A 16,002-nucleotide genomic window follows, 5' to 3' on the forward strand; every position below is an offset into this window, starting at 1 on the left:
GCAGCCGAACAGAATCGCACCTTGGCGGGTCTGTAGTCAACATTGTTTCCCAGCAAGCCTTGAGTCAGCTTGCCGCGCAGCCCCCTCAACACGCAACGCATTGCGCCCCCTCTCCGCACTCGCTGATGGTCGGTCCGCTGCACTGACCTAGAGAAATTGAGGCGACACCACGGTGCGCTCATGCCATCCTCGAGGGCGTGGATGAGGAACCCGCGGAGCTCTATGTCACCGACTTCTCCAACGTTCCCGGCGCCAACGACTACCGGGAGGCGCTCGAGCGTGCCCGCACCGAGGCGCGCCGCCGCTACCGCGACCACCTGACGACGGTGTTCGACCTGCATGGTGCCCCCGACCCCGACGTGCTCGCCGACGTTGCCCTCGATGCGCTCACTGTCTGGCGCTACATCGACAGCGGCGAGCGCTGCCGGTGCTCGTGTCACCCACGGCTGCCCGAAACCGACCTGCACGACTACGGATTCGCCTGCATCTGCGCCCGTACCCGCGAGGATCGCCGCCGCGCCTGGGAGGAATGGCGCGACAACATCAAAGCCTTCTGGGAATCGCCTGAGGGCCAACAGATCAGGGCCGACGAGCAAGCCGCTGAAGCCGACCTGCAAGCCTGGCTAACGGTCCAACAGGGTGTCATCATAGGTAACCATGGCGGCTTGGCACCCGAGCAGTGGGACGGCGAAGTAGACGGGCAAAGCTTCTACTTCCGCGAGCGCCACGGCGAGTGGCGCATTGAACTCGACCTGCGACCCAGTGGCCGCTTCGCCCGCACTATCGCCGGCACCGACACCGACGGCACAATCCACTACAAGCAAACAGAGCTAGACGAAGGCGACGTAATCGCCCACGGCACAACCGATGACGACGACTACGGCACAACGCCCGTTGAGCGGGCACAGTTCATCGTCGGGGCCATCCGTGTCCACCTCACCCGCCAAACCTGCACACTGCACCACGACGATCTGTCCTCGATCGAAGCATTACTCGGCACCAACGTCACCTGGTGTCCTGCCTGTGGAACCCGCCTGCCCAACCGGTGACCGCGCGGCCGCGCGACAGGGCCAAAGACGACGACGTGTCGCTGCGCGCCGAAACCACCGTAACGAGGTCAAATCCTCCAGATCGACGGGATCAGTAGCCGCACCGCCGCGCCTCGATCCCGTCGAGATCCGCAGCGAGGCAGTCTTTGTCGTCGTAAGCCCTTAACTCTCCGTCGATCAGCGCTACCCGATATGGCGCGCCGCTGTCCAGGCTGTCGTCCGCCGCAGCGATCAAATAGGTCACCTCGTGGCTACGATTCGCCGCGGAAGCCGGCCAGTCATAGACATCGCCTGCCCAACTACGTTCAACCAGCATCCAGCCACGGTCGATCAACAGTTTGTCGAGGTTCGCGTCGACGGCTCGGAGATCGTCGCAAGGCTGTGGGTGAGCCTGGCAACCCGCCCCAGTCCACCCAGGCTGACGTGCTGGGCGCCTCGCGGCTTTGCGTCGACGATTCGCCGTTTTCACCATCTGCTGTCCAATGCCGCGCCGATACGGTCACCTTTTGCGTCTTCCCCGAGTCGAGCCCCACTCCGCAACAGGAAGATCCTCCGCACGTCGTCGTAAACCCTACTAGTAGTGCTAGTAAGCGTCTCTGCACTATAGCTACCGGAAGGACGATTTCGCCCTCAACCCGGCTGGGCGGAAGTGACCTCGTTGACCCAAGAGGAAGGTGTCGTTCTGACCGCCCGGGAACCACACCGCTCGCTAAGCGCATTTGGCCGAGAACCGTTTTGCGGATCACACGCCTGCCCCGCCCCCGCGGCTTGGGTTTCACATCGGACTGGGGCAGCGATGCGACCGGGCAGCAAAACGTCACGTGAACGGGGCTAAGTTACACTGAACCGTTCACACATCCCGACCCACACAGAGAAAAGGCGTTTTTTCCGTGGCCAACGGTTCACGTTGCACTGCCATTCGCCGAACCTGGCCGGGTCGTATCGCTGACCGCTTCTCAGCGAATGCCTTCGAGAAGATCGACGGCCGGCACGCCCAATGCCTTGGCGATGTCGAAGAGCCGCTCATGCAGTATTCCCCGGCGGCCGTGCTCGACATCCATCAAGACGTTGCGCGACACCCCCGACAGCTGCGCCAGTTGTTCTTGAGTTAAGCCGCGTTCGATACGCAAGCTTTGGATCCGTGTCCCGACCATCCGACGCCGGCGCTCCCACGCAGCGACGCGCTTGGGGTCGTTTTGACTGGGGCGCGTCGGCACGCAATCCAGTACTCACGCTGAAAGCGTAGATGTCAGCCCTGCTAGTAGGGCATTCTGTGGGGCGGTGTGGTGATCAGGTCTTTTCCCGCCCTCGCGACGCCGTCCCGGCGGACGCGGCGCCGTCGTGCGGCCGCGGCAGGGTTGTCCGATATGGCCGCGGCCAGCGGCACTTGGCGATGACCGGCCCTCCTTGGCCGCGCGGGCGGCAGCCGAGCCAGGTTGCCCTTAAGCCCCAGGAAGCCTTCAACTTCTATCTGGAACAGCTAGCGGTGACGAACAACTTGCGGTCGAGGTGGCCTTTGGGCTTGCGATCGACCCGGCGCGCCGATGTCCATCGTCTTAGGGCCACACTCCCAACTCGCCCTAATGCCCTACTAGTAGTACATTGCGATGGGTGGCCGATAAGCCCAGATGCCGACCCAGCGTTTTGACAGGACCAGTCGTCGGTGTGGGTGCTGAGCTGCGCCGCCGTGGGTCTTTGTGCCGAGGCTGTGCCGCGCGGTTGGGACCGTAGGCAGGGCCTGCTGTGGCTACACGAGGCCTGCTGCCGAGTCGACCAGCATTGGACGAGCGAGAATCTCTTGATAGCTTCCTGGAACGGCTCGCCATCGCCAACGGATTATTGCCACCTCAGGTGCTGCGGCTTCTTACCGCGGCTGAGCATTCCGGCTCCCCCAGTGCGGCTTTCATGATGATCAAACCGGATCCTTTGATCATCAGCAGGATCGCCAGCTTGAGTGGCGTCGATGGGGCTTCCGTTGCCGATGCCACGCTACTGCGGTTCGACGACGGGTTGCCGCTGTATCTCGACGGGCTGGATCCCCTTCGTCGGCACACCTTTCGACACGTGGTGACACAGGGCTGGTTTCCTCAGTTCGGCTCGCAGGCGTGCCCCCTGTGCCTGGCCGAGGACGGCATCTGGGCGTTGGAATGGCGACTGCCTCTTGCCGCGACGTGTCCTCGCCACGGGGTCTTCCTGACGACACACTGCACTGGTTGCGGTCATCGATTTCGCACTCACCGTTATTCGCCGTTGCGCCCCCTGGCTGGCCCGCAACAGTTATGCGCGAACCCTGTCGGCCTACGCAATCCATGCAGGCAATCGGTGCTTGAACATGTTCCTGAGTCAGCTCCACCACAAGTGCTCAACACGGCAATAATCTTGGCGGAAGCGCTAGCGGGCGAGACCGTGCCGATGTTAGGCAGGCGCGCTGAGCCTCGACTCTTCCTGGCTGAAATCCGGCATCTCGCAAGCTTGTTGCTTCACCTGCTGTCGCGGCCAGACGGACCGCAGGTAAGGAACTGGGCCGAGGTCCTCCACGCCGAAGCCCGTGAACGCACAACCAACCTTCGCGGTCCACGCTGGGGAATCAGCCCACCCCAGAGTGCAGTGATCCGTGGGCACGTTCTCACCGAAGCGACCGGCATCCTTCAGCAAACACACATTGAAGACGCCGCTACCAGCCTGTGCCCTTGGCTGGGTCTGATCGCCGAGGCGGAAAACGGCCCAAGCGCGTGGTTGGTGAATCGCACGACACGCACACCGACGATGGAGCGGCTCATCAACGCCACAGTTAGGCAACGCCACCACGTCGGGCGACGTCTCCAGAAGGTTCGTCGCAGTGAATTGCTTCAAGACTCGGCCATTCCACAGCTCATCGACACCGACATTTATCACGCATGTTTTGACGAGATGCTCGGTGGCTACGAGTGGACGGGCAGATTGTATGTGTCACTGTGCATGGTCAGACTCGTGGCCGACGTGGCCAATTGGTCGGATGCCGCAGTGAGCATCGGTCTGGCTCCGGTGGTCGGTGCCCGCGCCGCCCGCGCATCCAGCGCCCGATTGCGGGTCTCTCCAACAGTATTCGCCGACGCCGTCAACACCGCGATGGGCATGCTCTCGTGCAGTCGCAATTTCCGCGAGCATGAGGATCGGGTCCGCGCATTGACCCGAGATCCCGGCGGTTGGTTCGAAACTTGGCGGACGACGGCGACACCGCATCGGCGGCCCACCTCGTCGCCCTACGCGATCACCTGGATGTGGTGCGAGGTGGCTCAAGGCCTTCTCGATGCCAGCCCCGCCTGGCCAGCGCCGCCTGCCCCGCGGGTCAAGGCGACCTACCGCGTGTTCCGCGATCGCCTTCCGGAGCCGGCGCGTGCTGCGCTGCGCTCCCTTGTGCTCGACCAGTCGGCACCGCATCAGCTTGTCGGATGACGGGGTTAATCTCGCTGTGGCGTACGCGTCTTCGCCTTCGGGCCTCAGCGGGCGGCTGCTGCCCGTCTGTTCGAGGTTCAACCTGGGTCCGCACACCGGTATACGCGCCCTATGCCCTGTGCGCCAGCCATTGCGCGCTACTCCAGTCGTGGTTGACGAGGAGGTGCGATCGGCGCAGCCGTCACTGGACCATCGCCGTGACTTTCGTGCTGGCGTTGCCCAGCTTTTCAGCTGGGTACCAGACGTTGTTCCTCTGCACGTTTGCTCAACGTCACGACGTTGAGATGCCGGAGCAGGATCCTGTGGGTGCCATCAGTGATTGCCCCGATCGTCGCTTCGCAGAGCAGCGCTTTGAGGTCTCCGATGTAGCCGTGGGTGCGGCGATAGAGCTCGGCCGCAAGCTTGGTGTGCAGCTCGTTCGGCCGACTTCGCGGCAGATGAGGTAGCAGCAGTTTCTCGAAATCGCGCACGATCACTTGCCAACCGATCCGGTCGGCGTCGAGATCGTCGATCTCGTACGGCCCGAACCGATTCAGCCGCAGGCGGGCCGCGATTTGTGGGTCATGCACTAGGTCTCGGGCTTCGAGATCGGCGCCGATGAGAACAAGTGTGACGCCGATCTGACCAAGACGTGTATTGAGGTGCTTGATGTGGTCGAGCACGTCGCGTCCCGATTTCCAGTTCGTCTTGAGCAGGTGAACGTCATCGATAATGACGATCTGTGTTCGGTGTCGTCGAACCGCGTCCATCGCCGCCATCGATATGTCGCGTTTTGCTCCCTCGGCCGACAGGTTGAAGAACCCCAGGATTGCTGCGTCGACGTCCTTGATCTGGGCAGCGGCGTCAAGGTCAATCCACACAACGGGATCCAGATCAACTTCCCACCCGGGTTCGGGGCGGATGATCGGCCGGCCATAGGGGTCCAATTCAGCGTCAGCAATCCACGCTAGGTACTTCTCGCGCGCCCAGCGCATCATCATCGTGCTCTTGCCGGCGTAGTTCGGTCCTGAGAGCGCGGGCAGGCTCTTCGCACCCGGTGGAGTCAACTTATTGATTCGAACAATGTTGTCGAAACTGTCGTAGATCGCCACCACATCGCCTGTGGGCAGAAACAGGCTCTGCAGCCATTCGGTCAAATGGTCGATATGGGCTGCCCGTTGCTGACGTGTCATTACCTTCCACTGCCGCACGGTGACCGGTTGGGGCTCTGCTGGTGGCTGCATCGTGCAGTAGTCGTGCCATAGCTGCGCATCCACGGTTTAGGCACCTTCCGGAAGCTCGGGCCACACGTCGTGCGCCGGCGATGGCCGCCGTGGGCGTGACCGCGGGGGCGGCACCTGGTCTTGATGCTGCTGCGCCTCGGCGTGATCGGCCTTGGCCTGCTCCACTCGCAACCGGGCGGCGATGAGCTTTTTGCGCAGTTTCGGTTTTGCAGGTGCCTCGGTGATCTGGGTGAGTTCGTCGAGGATCTGGCGCGTGGCGGAATCGCCGTTCAAGACCAGGTTGCCGCCTCGGTGGCGTATCCGTCGACACGCGGCATCGACGATCGCCGCGGTCATGGGCGCGACGCTGCGATCCGAGCCGCGCCATTCAATGGGTTCGACTCGCTTCGTCGCGGGATCGCGAAACCAGATCCGCGAGAGATCTTGCGGATCGTAGAAGAAGGGTGCCGCGCGGTCTTCGGGTCGGAACTGCCCGACTGGCACCGAACGATAGGGCTCAAAGACTCTCAGCGAGTCGTACACCAGGTTCTTGAACTCCACACCGGCGTGGCTAATGGTCCCCCACCGAACTGGGAGGAACTGGTAGATCAGATCCGATTGTTGCGGCACATCGATTCTCCCAGTGAGTTCAGTCATCGCATCCCACATCTCGAGCGGGCACATCCTTGCCTCCTCTTCACCGGGCAGGATCAGGCCCTCATGCGCGCTGCGGTGGTAATCGAGTGCGACGAAACGACGTAAGTGATCCCGCAGCTGCGATGCGGTCAACAGGGGCTCCTCGCTAACCAGTCTGCCGCGCTCAGAGGTGTTGCGGCCCTTGTATCCCGGGATCTGCTGCAACCCACGCTGAATGGTTTCGTGCCAACGTTCCACATGTGGGTTGTCGTTGGCCTTGCCGCCGCGATTGAGCATCAGATCGATTCCCAGGGTCGCCAGCAGCGCCCGGAAATGTTGAGAGACGAAGATTGATCCGTGGTCGCAGCGGATGGCATCCGGTAACACGGACGGGATGCCGTGCTCGCCCTGCAGAGTGCTGAAGTCCGGTGCCAGCAGGCGCTTGCCGACCCGTACGGCCACGCCGCGGAGATCGAGCTGCCCAGGTAGGCCCGCCCACCTCCACTGACTGATGGACGTACCCTCGACCAGCAATGAGAAAGGGCGGCAGATGTCGTAGAGCAGCAGCCCTGCCTCGATACCATTGGCGCTTCTGGGAACGACGCGTAGCGCGAGAACCACGCGGGTCGCGACATCGATGGCGGTGATGATCTCCACGCTGCATGCGCGGCCAGTCAGTGTGTCGTAAACGAGATTGTCGGCGCGGGTGACGTCGATGGCGACCACCTGGCCCGGGCGAATCGCCGGGTAGTGTTTTGCGCCTGAAACCTTGCGGTGCTTCCGGCTCTTTTGTGCACGCGTCGTTGCTCCTCGCTCCCGTTTGAGGGCAGCCAGGAACTGGCCGGTGATTCTTTGCGGCGCCTGGAAGTCCTCAATCCCGTTTTCCTTCAGTCGAACTCTGGTTCGGCGATCGATCTCCTGATTAGAGATAGTCGATCGGTCCCCGTCCAAGGTGTCCACTATCTGGGTGGCCACCTGACGGTATCGCTCGTCGATCAACTCCCAGGACTTGCTCTGGCGAGTACTTCGTGCATCGATCAGGGCGAGCAGGCCACGCTCTTTGAACCCGCGTACCCAGCTTCTGATCGTGACCGGGCTGTAATGCGCTGTGCTGCAATCCTCGTCCTGAATCCGACGGGGCGGTTTGCGATCGAGTTGCGCCCCGAGATTCAATTCCATGGCCATCGCACTGCAGCGCTGGCTCTCCGAAGCCCCACTCGGACCGAACGGCGGTCTCGGCTCACCAGGACGTGCCAGAGCGGGGTGGCCGTCTCGGTAACCGGTCAAGATCTCTTGAACAATTCCCAACTTGAAAAGCGCCGCCTCGCGGGCTTCGTCGCTGACGGCGTCCCACCGTGGGCGAAGCGGTTCGCAGAGTGCTGACGCTTCGCCGTTCTCAAGGATGCGGATTGAATCAATGTTCGCATAACCGGTTTTCGTTGTATCGCCGTAGGCATACTGCAAGATGACGCTGGCTGCTTCGACTTTGTCGATGACCGCGAACCCTCGATTAGTCAGTACGCGTGTTCCTTCGACCAGGTTGGTACGGCCACTAGACATGGCTCTGCTCCTTGCTCGCTACAACGGGTGTGTGCAGCGTCCACGGCACGGTCCTGTCGATGTCCAATGCGCCCGTCCACATCATGTGCCAGACCACCGTTTTGAGTTCGCCTGTCCCGTCATCTGCCGAAAGAAGCGAGCCCACTGTCGTGTCGCCACATTCAGCCAGCTGCTGTATCTGTTCCTCGAAATGCGTTGCCCATGGAGGTCTGCGGCGAAATCCGTGCAGCCACAACATGTTCATTCGTTCCGTTACGGTTGTTCCGGCGAACACCGTGTAGCGCCATCCAACCCGCTGGCAGGCGCGGCGGGTCACGACGCTCTTGGCCTGAAAGTCGTCGTCCTGCTTTTCTTGTGGTCGGGCATCCCATACGGTGACGCTCCCATCGATGTGCTGAGTCAATAGGTCGGGGAAGTGGGTAACCGGTTCTTCGGTATGCCATGACAACCGGAACGGTTGGGAAATTATCCGCAAGATGGTGGAGTCACGGTCTAGCATGCGAACCAGGTCGTGCTCAAGCCCCGATTCCAGATGTACGACACCAGAATTGGTAAATGTGTAAGCCGACACTGGGATATGGCGATGACTCGCCGACGACCGAGGGGTCCGGATCGGAGCGAGCAGGTCCAGTGGTGGAGCACCTTGGACTTGCCATAGCCATACGGTTTCCACACCGTCGCGGAAACGCAGTGTCCACTCAAGCTGCACAACGCCGTCTGCTGCGCCTTGGCCATTTTGCCGTGCATTGTTGCGACTCATCGGATTTACCTCCACCTTCGACGTAGGGTCAGGTGCGCCACGATATGCATCTTGGAGGTAGCTACTGGGTCGATTTTCGAAACTTTTACGCGCATTTTCACTCGTGCACAGCATTTGCTGTGCATTCACGGTTTTGTGTGCCACCTATGAGAAGTTAAGTCCGTCAAGAAGTTTGAGAGGCGGGTGCCAGTACACCGGTTCACTGACTCCCTGCTCCGCCAGGAAGCTCCGTGCACGCTGATCCAGCGCCGCCACCGTCGGCTCGGTCAGGTGCGCCGTGAAAGCGGTCACGAGCTTTGTCAAACTCCAGTAGTCCAACTCGGGGTGGAACTGAAGGGCGAGACGCGGGGACCCACTTATCCTTTCAATCAAATAACAATGCGCGGCCACAACCGAGCTCCCCGTCGGCAGCGAGCCAGCATCGCCTTCCATCTGTTGCTGCCAGAGGTCATCGCTGACCAACAGGGAGTAATCGAGCTGGCGGCGGCGCTCGTAGTTGATCCGGCCACTGCCCTGCTCGAGGAAGTCACTTAACCGGACGAGCGCCTGCTGCATCGACTCCCAGTAGTTTGAGTCGCACAAAACCCACAGCCTGTGATTCAAAATGCTGTGACTCTCGACGGCGCCCAGGAGGCGCACTGCCGCAACGGGCCTGATGGTTGCACCCACGAGCAGTGTGGCGCACGACAATGTCTCGCGGAGTACCAAAGTCTTGCGACGGCCGGATAGCAACACAGACGCCCATCGCGTCCAGATTGCCGCCGGCAGCCGGGCAGCCTTCTTCTGGATTCGCTTCTGACCGGGGATCGGTGCGCACGGCAGCGTCGTTGCAGTGCGGTATCGCAGCTGGAGTTCAGGTCCCATATCGGCGTTACGCGCCTTCAAGACGATGGCAGCGGCGATGTCGCTATCTCGAACGCATGAGCGGATTTCCGCTGGGCCGCTGGTGGCGTTCTGCCCTGCAATGAACCATCGTGCGGCCATCCCACAGTCGGCCACGCTTGCGTGCCGCAACACCTTCAAGGCCAATGTGGTACCGACGGCAACATCCAGAGCACGAAGCGGCGCTTTGTTATTCAGTGTTTCTCGCGCCTGTGAGGACGTGAAACCTACCGTATGCTCGCCCGTCAGGTCATCCTCAATGCCCTGAATCGTCAGGCTGTGGGTCGACGAATAGTTCAAGATCCTGTTGGCAAGGCTTCTGACAGCCCCCAGGACCTCCTCCAAAAGTCGTGGGTGCGCGTCGAAAATTCCGAAATCATAGTAGCCGTCGTCAATAACCTCATTGACCGCCTCTTGCGCCCACGAAAAGTCGTGTCTATCGGTCCACCGCAACGCTGGAACCGTTCCCAGTGGGAGGCCGCAACGGCAGGTGGCTGGAGGCTCGATGCGGCGGTAGTGCTGGGTCGATCGCTGATAGCTTCCGCAGCCGGGACATTGGTCGACGAGGATGCAATTGTGTTCCAGGCACGCGAAGGACCAACCGAGGCGCCAGCGCAATTGCCACCGACCGCCCGTTTCGCGTAGGCATGCAGGGCAGAACCGGGACCTTGGCAGAGCTCCGAAGGGGAATTTTGGATTGAGGCGCTCCGTGTCCGCATCAATATGCAAGGCGGTCCCGTCGTATTTGCTCAGCGTCATCGCTTCGAACGACTCCGGCGGTACACCAGTGGCCGCCGCGAGCAACTGCGCCTGCGCCGGCGGCAGGCAGGTCAACCAAGGCGGCTTCGCGGTAGCCGGAAGCTTCGCGGCCGCCGCAAGAGTTCCGACGGTGCCACCCATTGCACGTGCACTGGCCTCCAGCCACGAATCGATCGATTCACCCTTAAGTGGTTGCACCTGAAGCGGAAGCCAGCGGCGCGCGACTCTCATTTCGAGCAGCTACTTTGACAAGATCTTGAGGCCGAGTCGGCAGTTAGCGGCTTGACCTGTCCTTATGCCTGCCAGACACTCAGATCGACTGACGCTGTTGTTTAACAATCACTGCACGCTTGTCAATCTTCATTGCATCTCGACAAAAGACCCGTTCCGCCTCAACAGATATCGAACCCCCACCCGACCCCGTGCCGGGTGGGGGTTCGAGGGGTTTGCCAGCCACCGGGTCAGATGGCGGCCAGCACCGCCCGCGCGTGAGCGGCTTGCGGATCGTCGGCGGTGGCGTCCAACACTGGCGCGGTAGCCGGGTCGGTGAGGATGGTCAGGTGCGCCCGGTGACGGCTCAGGGTCACGCACATGCGTCCCGCGTCAAGGGCGAACGATTCCGCGTTGCGATACCCCGCCATCGGGTGCAAGGCCACAACGGCGGGCCTTTCTAGGCCTTGCAGCGCATTGACGGTGTCGACCAGTACATCGGGCATGTCGGCCAAGAGCGCCCGCACCGCACCGGCTTGGGCGACATGCGGCACCACCACTGCAATGTCGCGGGCGGTCAACGCCTCGCACACACCGCCGCGCCGGTAGTCATGCCAGGTCAGTTCACGCACCCGCTCAGCCAAGGCGGTCAGCAGCGCCGGGTCGGTCGGCCCATTCAGCGCTTCCGTTGGACGACTGACGATTTCGGGCAGCACCGTACCGTCCGGTGCGATCACGGTCTCATCAGGACGACGCGACGTGAACGGCATCTGCGGGTAGAAATGCTGGGACAACAGCGCGCAGGTCTGCGGTCCAAGTCGCCAGGAGTTCGTCAGTTCGTGCATGGTGATGGCATCGCCGTGTGCGGCCAGCAGCGCAGCCGGGGCGGGTTGGTGTGGCCCGGTGGCTTGGCCTTCCCACTTCTCGGTCGAGCCGGTCACCACGGGTGCCACCTGGCCGGGATCGCCAACGCAAATCACTTGCCGTGCAAGGCTTCCCAGCGCGCCGAGGTCGGCATAGGTGCATTGCCAGGCCTCGTCAACCAAGAGTACATCGGCTCCGGCCAGGTTGGGATCGACGTAGAGCCAGCGAGCGGCGGTGCCGATCAGAATTTCCCCGCCTGTCGAGTGTTCCCATCGCACACTGCGGCCCGCGACCGTGCGAATGCCGTCCACCATCACCGGCTTCTTACCAGCCCCCGACACGATCAGGGAAGCGCGCTCGCTGACGGCGGCGATGCGCCGAGCCAGCTCGGCGGCTTGCTCGCGGGTCTGTGCAGCCACCGCCACACGCAGCGCCACGCGGTGAGCCAGTGCACCGGCCAGCAGCGCCACCAGGCGGCTCTTGCCCGCGCCGGGGCAAGCCGGAACGCAGACCGCAGCATCGCCGCCCCACGCGGCCAGCAGCACCCGCGCCAGCATCGGCGTGTCCAGCAGGTCGCGTCCCGGCCAGTCCTCGGTGATCGGCGCAGCGGTGGGCAGCGCCGGGGTCACCGCCGGTGCCCCAGCAGGCGCGTTAGCGGTCGCGGGGTCACCGGCGGTGAATCGCCTAGGCAGCGTACGCATCTCAGTTCTCCGGTGCTTGTATGTCGTCGGCGGCAGCGATCATCACCGCCAGAGGAACGGGGCGGCGGCTTGCGGTCGGGGTGGCCCCCTGTGACAGCCAGGAGAACCGCCGCTTATACAGCCGCGCCACCGCCGTGCGCCGCGACCGAATCGTGGACACCGAGGGCGGCGCAGGGATCACCGTCACCGGCTCACCCGCAGCAGGCCGGTACCCCGTCTTGCGGAGTCCACCGATGGTCACCGTCAATGCCCCGTCCTCACCCACGGCGGTGGCGAAAACCTCACCACTGAAACGGTTCTCCGCATCCGGCATCGCCGTCATCGGCTCCCCAGCCCAACCGGTGACGGCGGCCCCCGCCTTCAACCGCGTATCCAGCCGCCCCGCGCGCACGGTGACGCGGTTGGCGTGCTGGCCCGCCCCAACGACAGTCTCGCCGTGGCAGACGAACCCGGTGTGCACACCCCGCCCCCGCCACAACGGATCGGCCAGCAACGCCGCCTCATACAGATCGGCGGCATCGCAGCGGCTCGCCAACCGCGCCGCCGCCACGTGCAGCGTTTCGGGCCGGTCCCAACTGCGCTGTTCGCGCACCGCCTCCTGCATGACCTCCAACTGCCAGTCGTCGTCCTCACGCAGCGCATCCAGCCCCGGCAGCAGCAGACCTCCGGTCACCGCGCGATGCCAGTCGTGCAACCCGCTCACGCCGTTGGGCACCGACAGCGCCGCCCGCCACGCGCCAGCGTGATCGGCACCGGGAGCCATACCGAGCATGAACCGCGCGCGGCTGGTGCTCAGCACGTCGGTCACCGCCGAGGTACCGGGATGCGCGGCCCGCTCCACCCACCAACCGGCCAGCGCCGATCCCGCCGCCACGTCGATGCCGGCGCACCGCGCCGGGTCGGCGTAGCTGCGTGCCAAACCCGCCAGCGCTCGCAACGTGGCAGGCGTATCGACCAAGGCAGTCGCCCCGCCGCAGAAGTCACCGGCCACGCACCCGGCGGCGCGGGCGAGCGCGGCCAGCCCATCGGCTCCGGTGCCGCTGTACGAGTGCCCATCCGGCCCCACGGCCTGCACATGCACCACCGGCCCAGTGCGCCGCGCCGCGACGGCCACCTTCACGTCGCGCGCCGGGGCAGGGTTATGCAGCAACCGGGGCACCGGCCCACCGGCATCGCGTGCAGCCACCCGCAGCGCGAGGTCAAACAGCGCGGCGCTCACGCCGCACCGTCCCGGCACTCACCGGCATCAGCCAGACCGCGCGCGGCGGCGGCAAACCCGTCCGCCAGCGCCGCCGTCGCCAGGTCGTCACGGGGACGCTGGGCAGCCTCGCTTACGGTGGCTACGGTCCACCCGGTGCCAGCCAGCACCGCGTTGGCCCACTGCGCGAAGTCGGCTGGCCCGGCCCGCCCGCTCACGCCGCCACCGCCGCTACGGGGGTGACGCGCACCGTCTTGGCCCATGCAGGCGTGGTATCGGCGGCGTGCGCGCCGATCAGGGCCACGATCAACGGCACCGGCAGCCGACGTTCGGGCCAGGGTGTGCCGCCATCGGTGAACGCCACGATCACGTTGCCCGCTGGCCGCGCAGACAACGCAGCATCGATACCGACCCGCAGATCGGTGCCCCCGCCCCCGGTCAACGTCACGTCGCTGATCGACCGCACCGCGCGCGGCACGGTGGCCGCTGCATCGCAGCAGACCACCCGCACCTTGGAACCGGTGCGCCGCAGCACCGCCCGTGTTTCCGACAGAGCGGCAGCCAGATCGTCCTCACCCATGGACATAGACGTGTCGATGATCAGATCGACGGTGATCTTCGGTGCTCGCAGCGTCGGCAAGAGCACGCCCTTGGGTGCGCGCCGGTTCGGTCGCCGCCAGGAGTGGTGCACCTGGCCCGCCTGGTCCTCGACGGCGCGGCGCACCGCAGCGCGCAGCACCTTGGGCCACGGCACCACAGCCGGGGCGAGTTGGGCAGCCGCCCACCGAGCCAGGCCCGCAGGTATGGTGCCGCGACCGGCTCGGCTGCGCGCCATCTCTTGCTGCACTGCGCGGGCGACAGCGACCTTCACCAGATCGGCGGCAGCGGTGGACAGCCCCTTGCCGCTGCCCAAGTCGGCGGCGGCGGGCAGTTCGCCGGGTACGGGCGCATCTCCGGCACCAGAGCCGCACCCGTAACCATCGTCATCCCCGTCACCGCCTCCCTCACCAGTCGCGACGTTGCCGCTGCGGGGTGTACCGGGCGGCACCAAATGCCGGTAGTAGACCTCGGCGGCGTGCCCGTCCTCGCAACCGATCCCGCTGGGAGTTACCACACCGGCTGGCAATCCCACACCGGCTGCGATCAGGTCGTCGTTGATTTCCGCGTCGGCGGCGACATTCCACATGGTTCGATCCACCGGGGAATCCACCGTGTCAGCGCGGCCACCGTGTTCGCGCAGCACGTGCCCGACCTCATGCAGCAGCACCGCACCGGCCAGCGGGATGCTCCACCCGTCCTCGGTGCCCAGCATCATCGGGTCCAGGTAGAGACGCCAGTGCCGGTCCACGGCAAAAGTGCCCAGACCGGGCGCGGCCACCGGCGACAACGCGAACAGTGCCCGCGCGAAGTACGGCATCGCCTCCACCGCGGCCATCCGCGCCAGCCGCAGCCGCCGCCACTCGTCGGCGGAGAGCGCCCTAATCCCGGTCACGCCGCGCTCCCCACGTCAAGGCCCGCCGCGATCATCACGTCCTTGAACTTGCGCGCCGCCGCTGGCGGCTTCGCACCGGCAGGCATCGCCACACTCAGGGCGCGCGCCGCTGCCCCGGCCACGTCGGGAGCGCCATGGGTTGCTGCCTCGACCAGCGGCCCCCATGCGGTCATCCACGCATCCTTGGTCCCCTTGCCCGACGCCCACGCCACCACACCCGACAGCACCGCCCACACCTGATCGGGGCGGGCCGCCCCCCAGGCGACGATGCTCGGGTCTGCGATCACGTCCGCGACAGCGGGCAAGTCCATGCTGGCCCGCCACTCCATGAACTCAGTGCCCGCGCCGTCACCGACCAGTCCCAGCGCGACCGCGCTGATAGCGGCGGTGTCGTCGCGGCGCAGATGCGCCAGCACCCGCGCCATCGCCTCCCAGGACCGCCGCGACGGCCACGCCCGCCCAGCAGCCTCGTCGGTGTCGGGGTACTGGTGCAGCAGCGCGGGTCGTGCCTCTACGAACGCGCACACGGCCCCAATCTCGTCGGCGCGGCGCAGTTCGTCGGCGGCGATGCCGCGCGAGGCGGGCAGCGCAGCGAACGAGGACCGCATACCGGTCAGCCATTCCTCGGCAGTCGGCTCAAAGTCAATGTGCAGGAACCGATTCGCCATCGGCGGCGTCAAATCGACACCACCGGCGCTGCGGTCCGGAGGGTTCCCAGCTGCGACAATTCGCACCGTATCGGGGAGCTTGGTTCGTCCCACCATGCGCTCCAACGCCACCGTCAACATCGCGGCCTGCACAGATGCACTGCACGTGCTGATTTCGTCGAGCAGCAGGTAGCCGCCCCTGGCATCGATGAGCGTCTGCGCCCAATCCGGCAGCGCGAGCGTCTGCACCGCCCCATCGGTGACTACCGGCCACCCGGCAATATCGACTGGCTCACGCTGCGATCCGATCACCGTCTCCACTGGCACGCCATCGGCAGCGGCCAACGCCCGCACCACCGAACTCTTGCCCATGCCTGGATCACTCCACAGCAGCACCGGCACATGAGCGCGGGCCGCAGCGTCGATCACCGTGACGGTCGTGTCCAAATCGGTCATAGCCGAATCCCCTCCTAGGGAGCATTGGACTGGCCCTGCTGGCCTGTCCTCACATCACAGAACACTACCGGCACCCACCGACATTTAGGTTTAGTGGGCGTCCGCGGACGGCGCGAGCCCACCGACCGGAACATCTTGGTGATTCCTGATT

12 protein-coding genes are annotated in these 16,002 nt (G+C 64.5%); 2 read left to right on the top strand and 10 right to left on the bottom strand.

Going from position 1 to position 16,002, the window contains the following annotated elements:
* Positions 1-197: 197 nt before the first annotated feature.
* Entirely contained in the window at positions 198-1,049 is an 852-nt protein-coding gene (locus ACYQ8K_RS13885; protein ID WP_459969797.1) for a hypothetical protein, read from the top strand.
* A gap of 91 nt (positions 1,050-1,140) precedes the next feature.
* Here the strand turns inward: ACYQ8K_RS13885 and ACYQ8K_RS13890 are convergent, their stop codons facing one another.
* Together ACYQ8K_RS13890 and ACYQ8K_RS13895 are read right to left on the bottom strand one after the other, a co-directional pair.
* A complete protein-coding gene (locus tag ACYQ8K_RS13890) occupies positions 1,141-1,365 on the bottom strand; it encodes a hypothetical protein (RefSeq protein WP_459969799.1) in 225 nt (74 codons plus the stop codon).
* A 640-nt stretch (positions 1,366-2,005) separates the two neighbouring features.
* A complete protein-coding gene (locus tag ACYQ8K_RS13895; RefSeq protein ID WP_459969801.1) occupies positions 2,006-2,266 on the bottom strand; it encodes a helix-turn-helix domain-containing protein in 261 nt (86 codons plus the stop codon).
* 526 nt (positions 2,267-2,792) lie between these two features.
* Between ACYQ8K_RS13895 and ACYQ8K_RS13900 the strand changes: the two genes are divergently transcribed.
* The gene (locus ACYQ8K_RS13900; protein ID WP_459969803.1) at positions 2,793-4,484 is read left to right on the top strand and encodes a TniQ family protein; all 1,692 of its coding nucleotides are present in this window, start codon (positions 2,793-2,795) and stop codon (positions 4,482-4,484) included.
* Positions 4,485-4,711: 227 nt separating this feature from the next.
* Here the strand turns inward: ACYQ8K_RS13900 and ACYQ8K_RS13905 are convergent, their stop codons facing one another.
* The 8 genes from ACYQ8K_RS13905 to ACYQ8K_RS13940 form a co-directional block, all read right to left on the bottom strand.
* A complete protein-coding gene (locus ACYQ8K_RS13905) occupies positions 4,712-5,740 on the bottom strand; it encodes a TniB family NTP-binding protein (protein WP_459969805.1) in 1,029 nt (342 codons plus the stop codon).
* Between the two features lie 3 nt (positions 5,741-5,743).
* Positions 5,744-7,882: an integrase gene (locus ACYQ8K_RS13910; protein WP_459969807.1), complete on the bottom strand. Its 2,139-nt coding sequence runs from the start codon at positions 7,880-7,882 to the stop codon at positions 5,744-5,746.
* Positions 7,875-8,642, bottom strand: a complete 768-nt coding sequence (locus ACYQ8K_RS13915; protein WP_459969809.1) for a TnsA-like heteromeric transposase endonuclease subunit — start codon at positions 8,640-8,642, stop codon at positions 7,875-7,877. Before ACYQ8K_RS13915 ends, ACYQ8K_RS13910 begins: the two co-directional genes overlap by 8 nt.
* A 144-nt stretch (positions 8,643-8,786) precedes the next feature.
* A complete protein-coding gene (locus ACYQ8K_RS13920; protein ID WP_459969811.1) occupies positions 8,787-10,514 on the bottom strand; it encodes a TniQ family protein in 1,728 nt (575 codons plus the stop codon).
* A gap of 230 nt (positions 10,515-10,744) precedes the next feature.
* Positions 10,745-12,058, bottom strand: a complete 1,314-nt coding sequence (locus tag ACYQ8K_RS13925; protein ID WP_036473624.1) for an AAA family ATPase — start codon at positions 12,056-12,058, stop codon at positions 10,745-10,747.
* 1 nt (position 12,059) lies between these two features.
* A complete protein-coding gene (locus ACYQ8K_RS13930) occupies positions 12,060-13,277 on the bottom strand; it encodes a hypothetical protein (protein ID WP_036473623.1) in 1,218 nt (405 codons plus the stop codon).
* Between the two features lie 193 nt (positions 13,278-13,470).
* Positions 13,471-14,748 carry a vWA domain-containing protein gene (locus ACYQ8K_RS13935; RefSeq protein ID WP_036473622.1) on the bottom strand — a complete coding sequence of 426 codons (1,278 nt, stop codon included), beginning with the start codon at positions 14,746-14,748 and terminating at the stop codon, positions 13,471-13,473.
* On the bottom strand, positions 14,745-15,851 hold the full coding sequence (locus tag ACYQ8K_RS13940; RefSeq protein ID WP_036473621.1) for an AAA family ATPase: 1,107 nt from the start codon (positions 15,849-15,851) through the stop codon (positions 14,745-14,747). Before ACYQ8K_RS13940 ends, ACYQ8K_RS13935 begins: the two co-directional genes overlap by 4 nt.
* Positions 15,852-16,002: the final 151 nt, after the last annotated feature.

This window comes from Mycobacterium sp. MUNTM1 (assembly GCF_054660795.1).

Coding starts and splice junctions, on each gene's coding strand:
- ACYQ8K_RS13915 (WP_459969809.1), bottom strand. CDS start 8,642: ATGAGTCGCAACAATGCACGGCAAAATGGCCAAGGCGCAGCAGACGGC.
- ACYQ8K_RS13890 (WP_459969799.1), bottom strand. CDS start 1,365: ATGCTGGTTGAACGTAGTTGGGCAGGCGATGTCTATGACTGGCCGGCT.
- ACYQ8K_RS13940 (WP_036473621.1), bottom strand. CDS start 15,851: ATGACCGATTTGGACACGACCGTCACGGTGATCGACGCTGCGGCCCGC.
- ACYQ8K_RS13925 (WP_036473624.1), bottom strand. CDS start 12,058: ATGCGTACGCTGCCTAGGCGATTCACCGCCGGTGACCCCGCGACCGCT.
- ACYQ8K_RS13910 (WP_459969807.1), bottom strand. CDS start 7,882: ATGTCTAGTGGCCGTACCAACCTGGTCGAAGGAACACGCGTACTGACT.
- ACYQ8K_RS13920 (WP_459969811.1), bottom strand. CDS start 10,514: ATGAGAGTCGCGCGCCGCTGGCTTCCGCTTCAGGTGCAACCACTTAAG.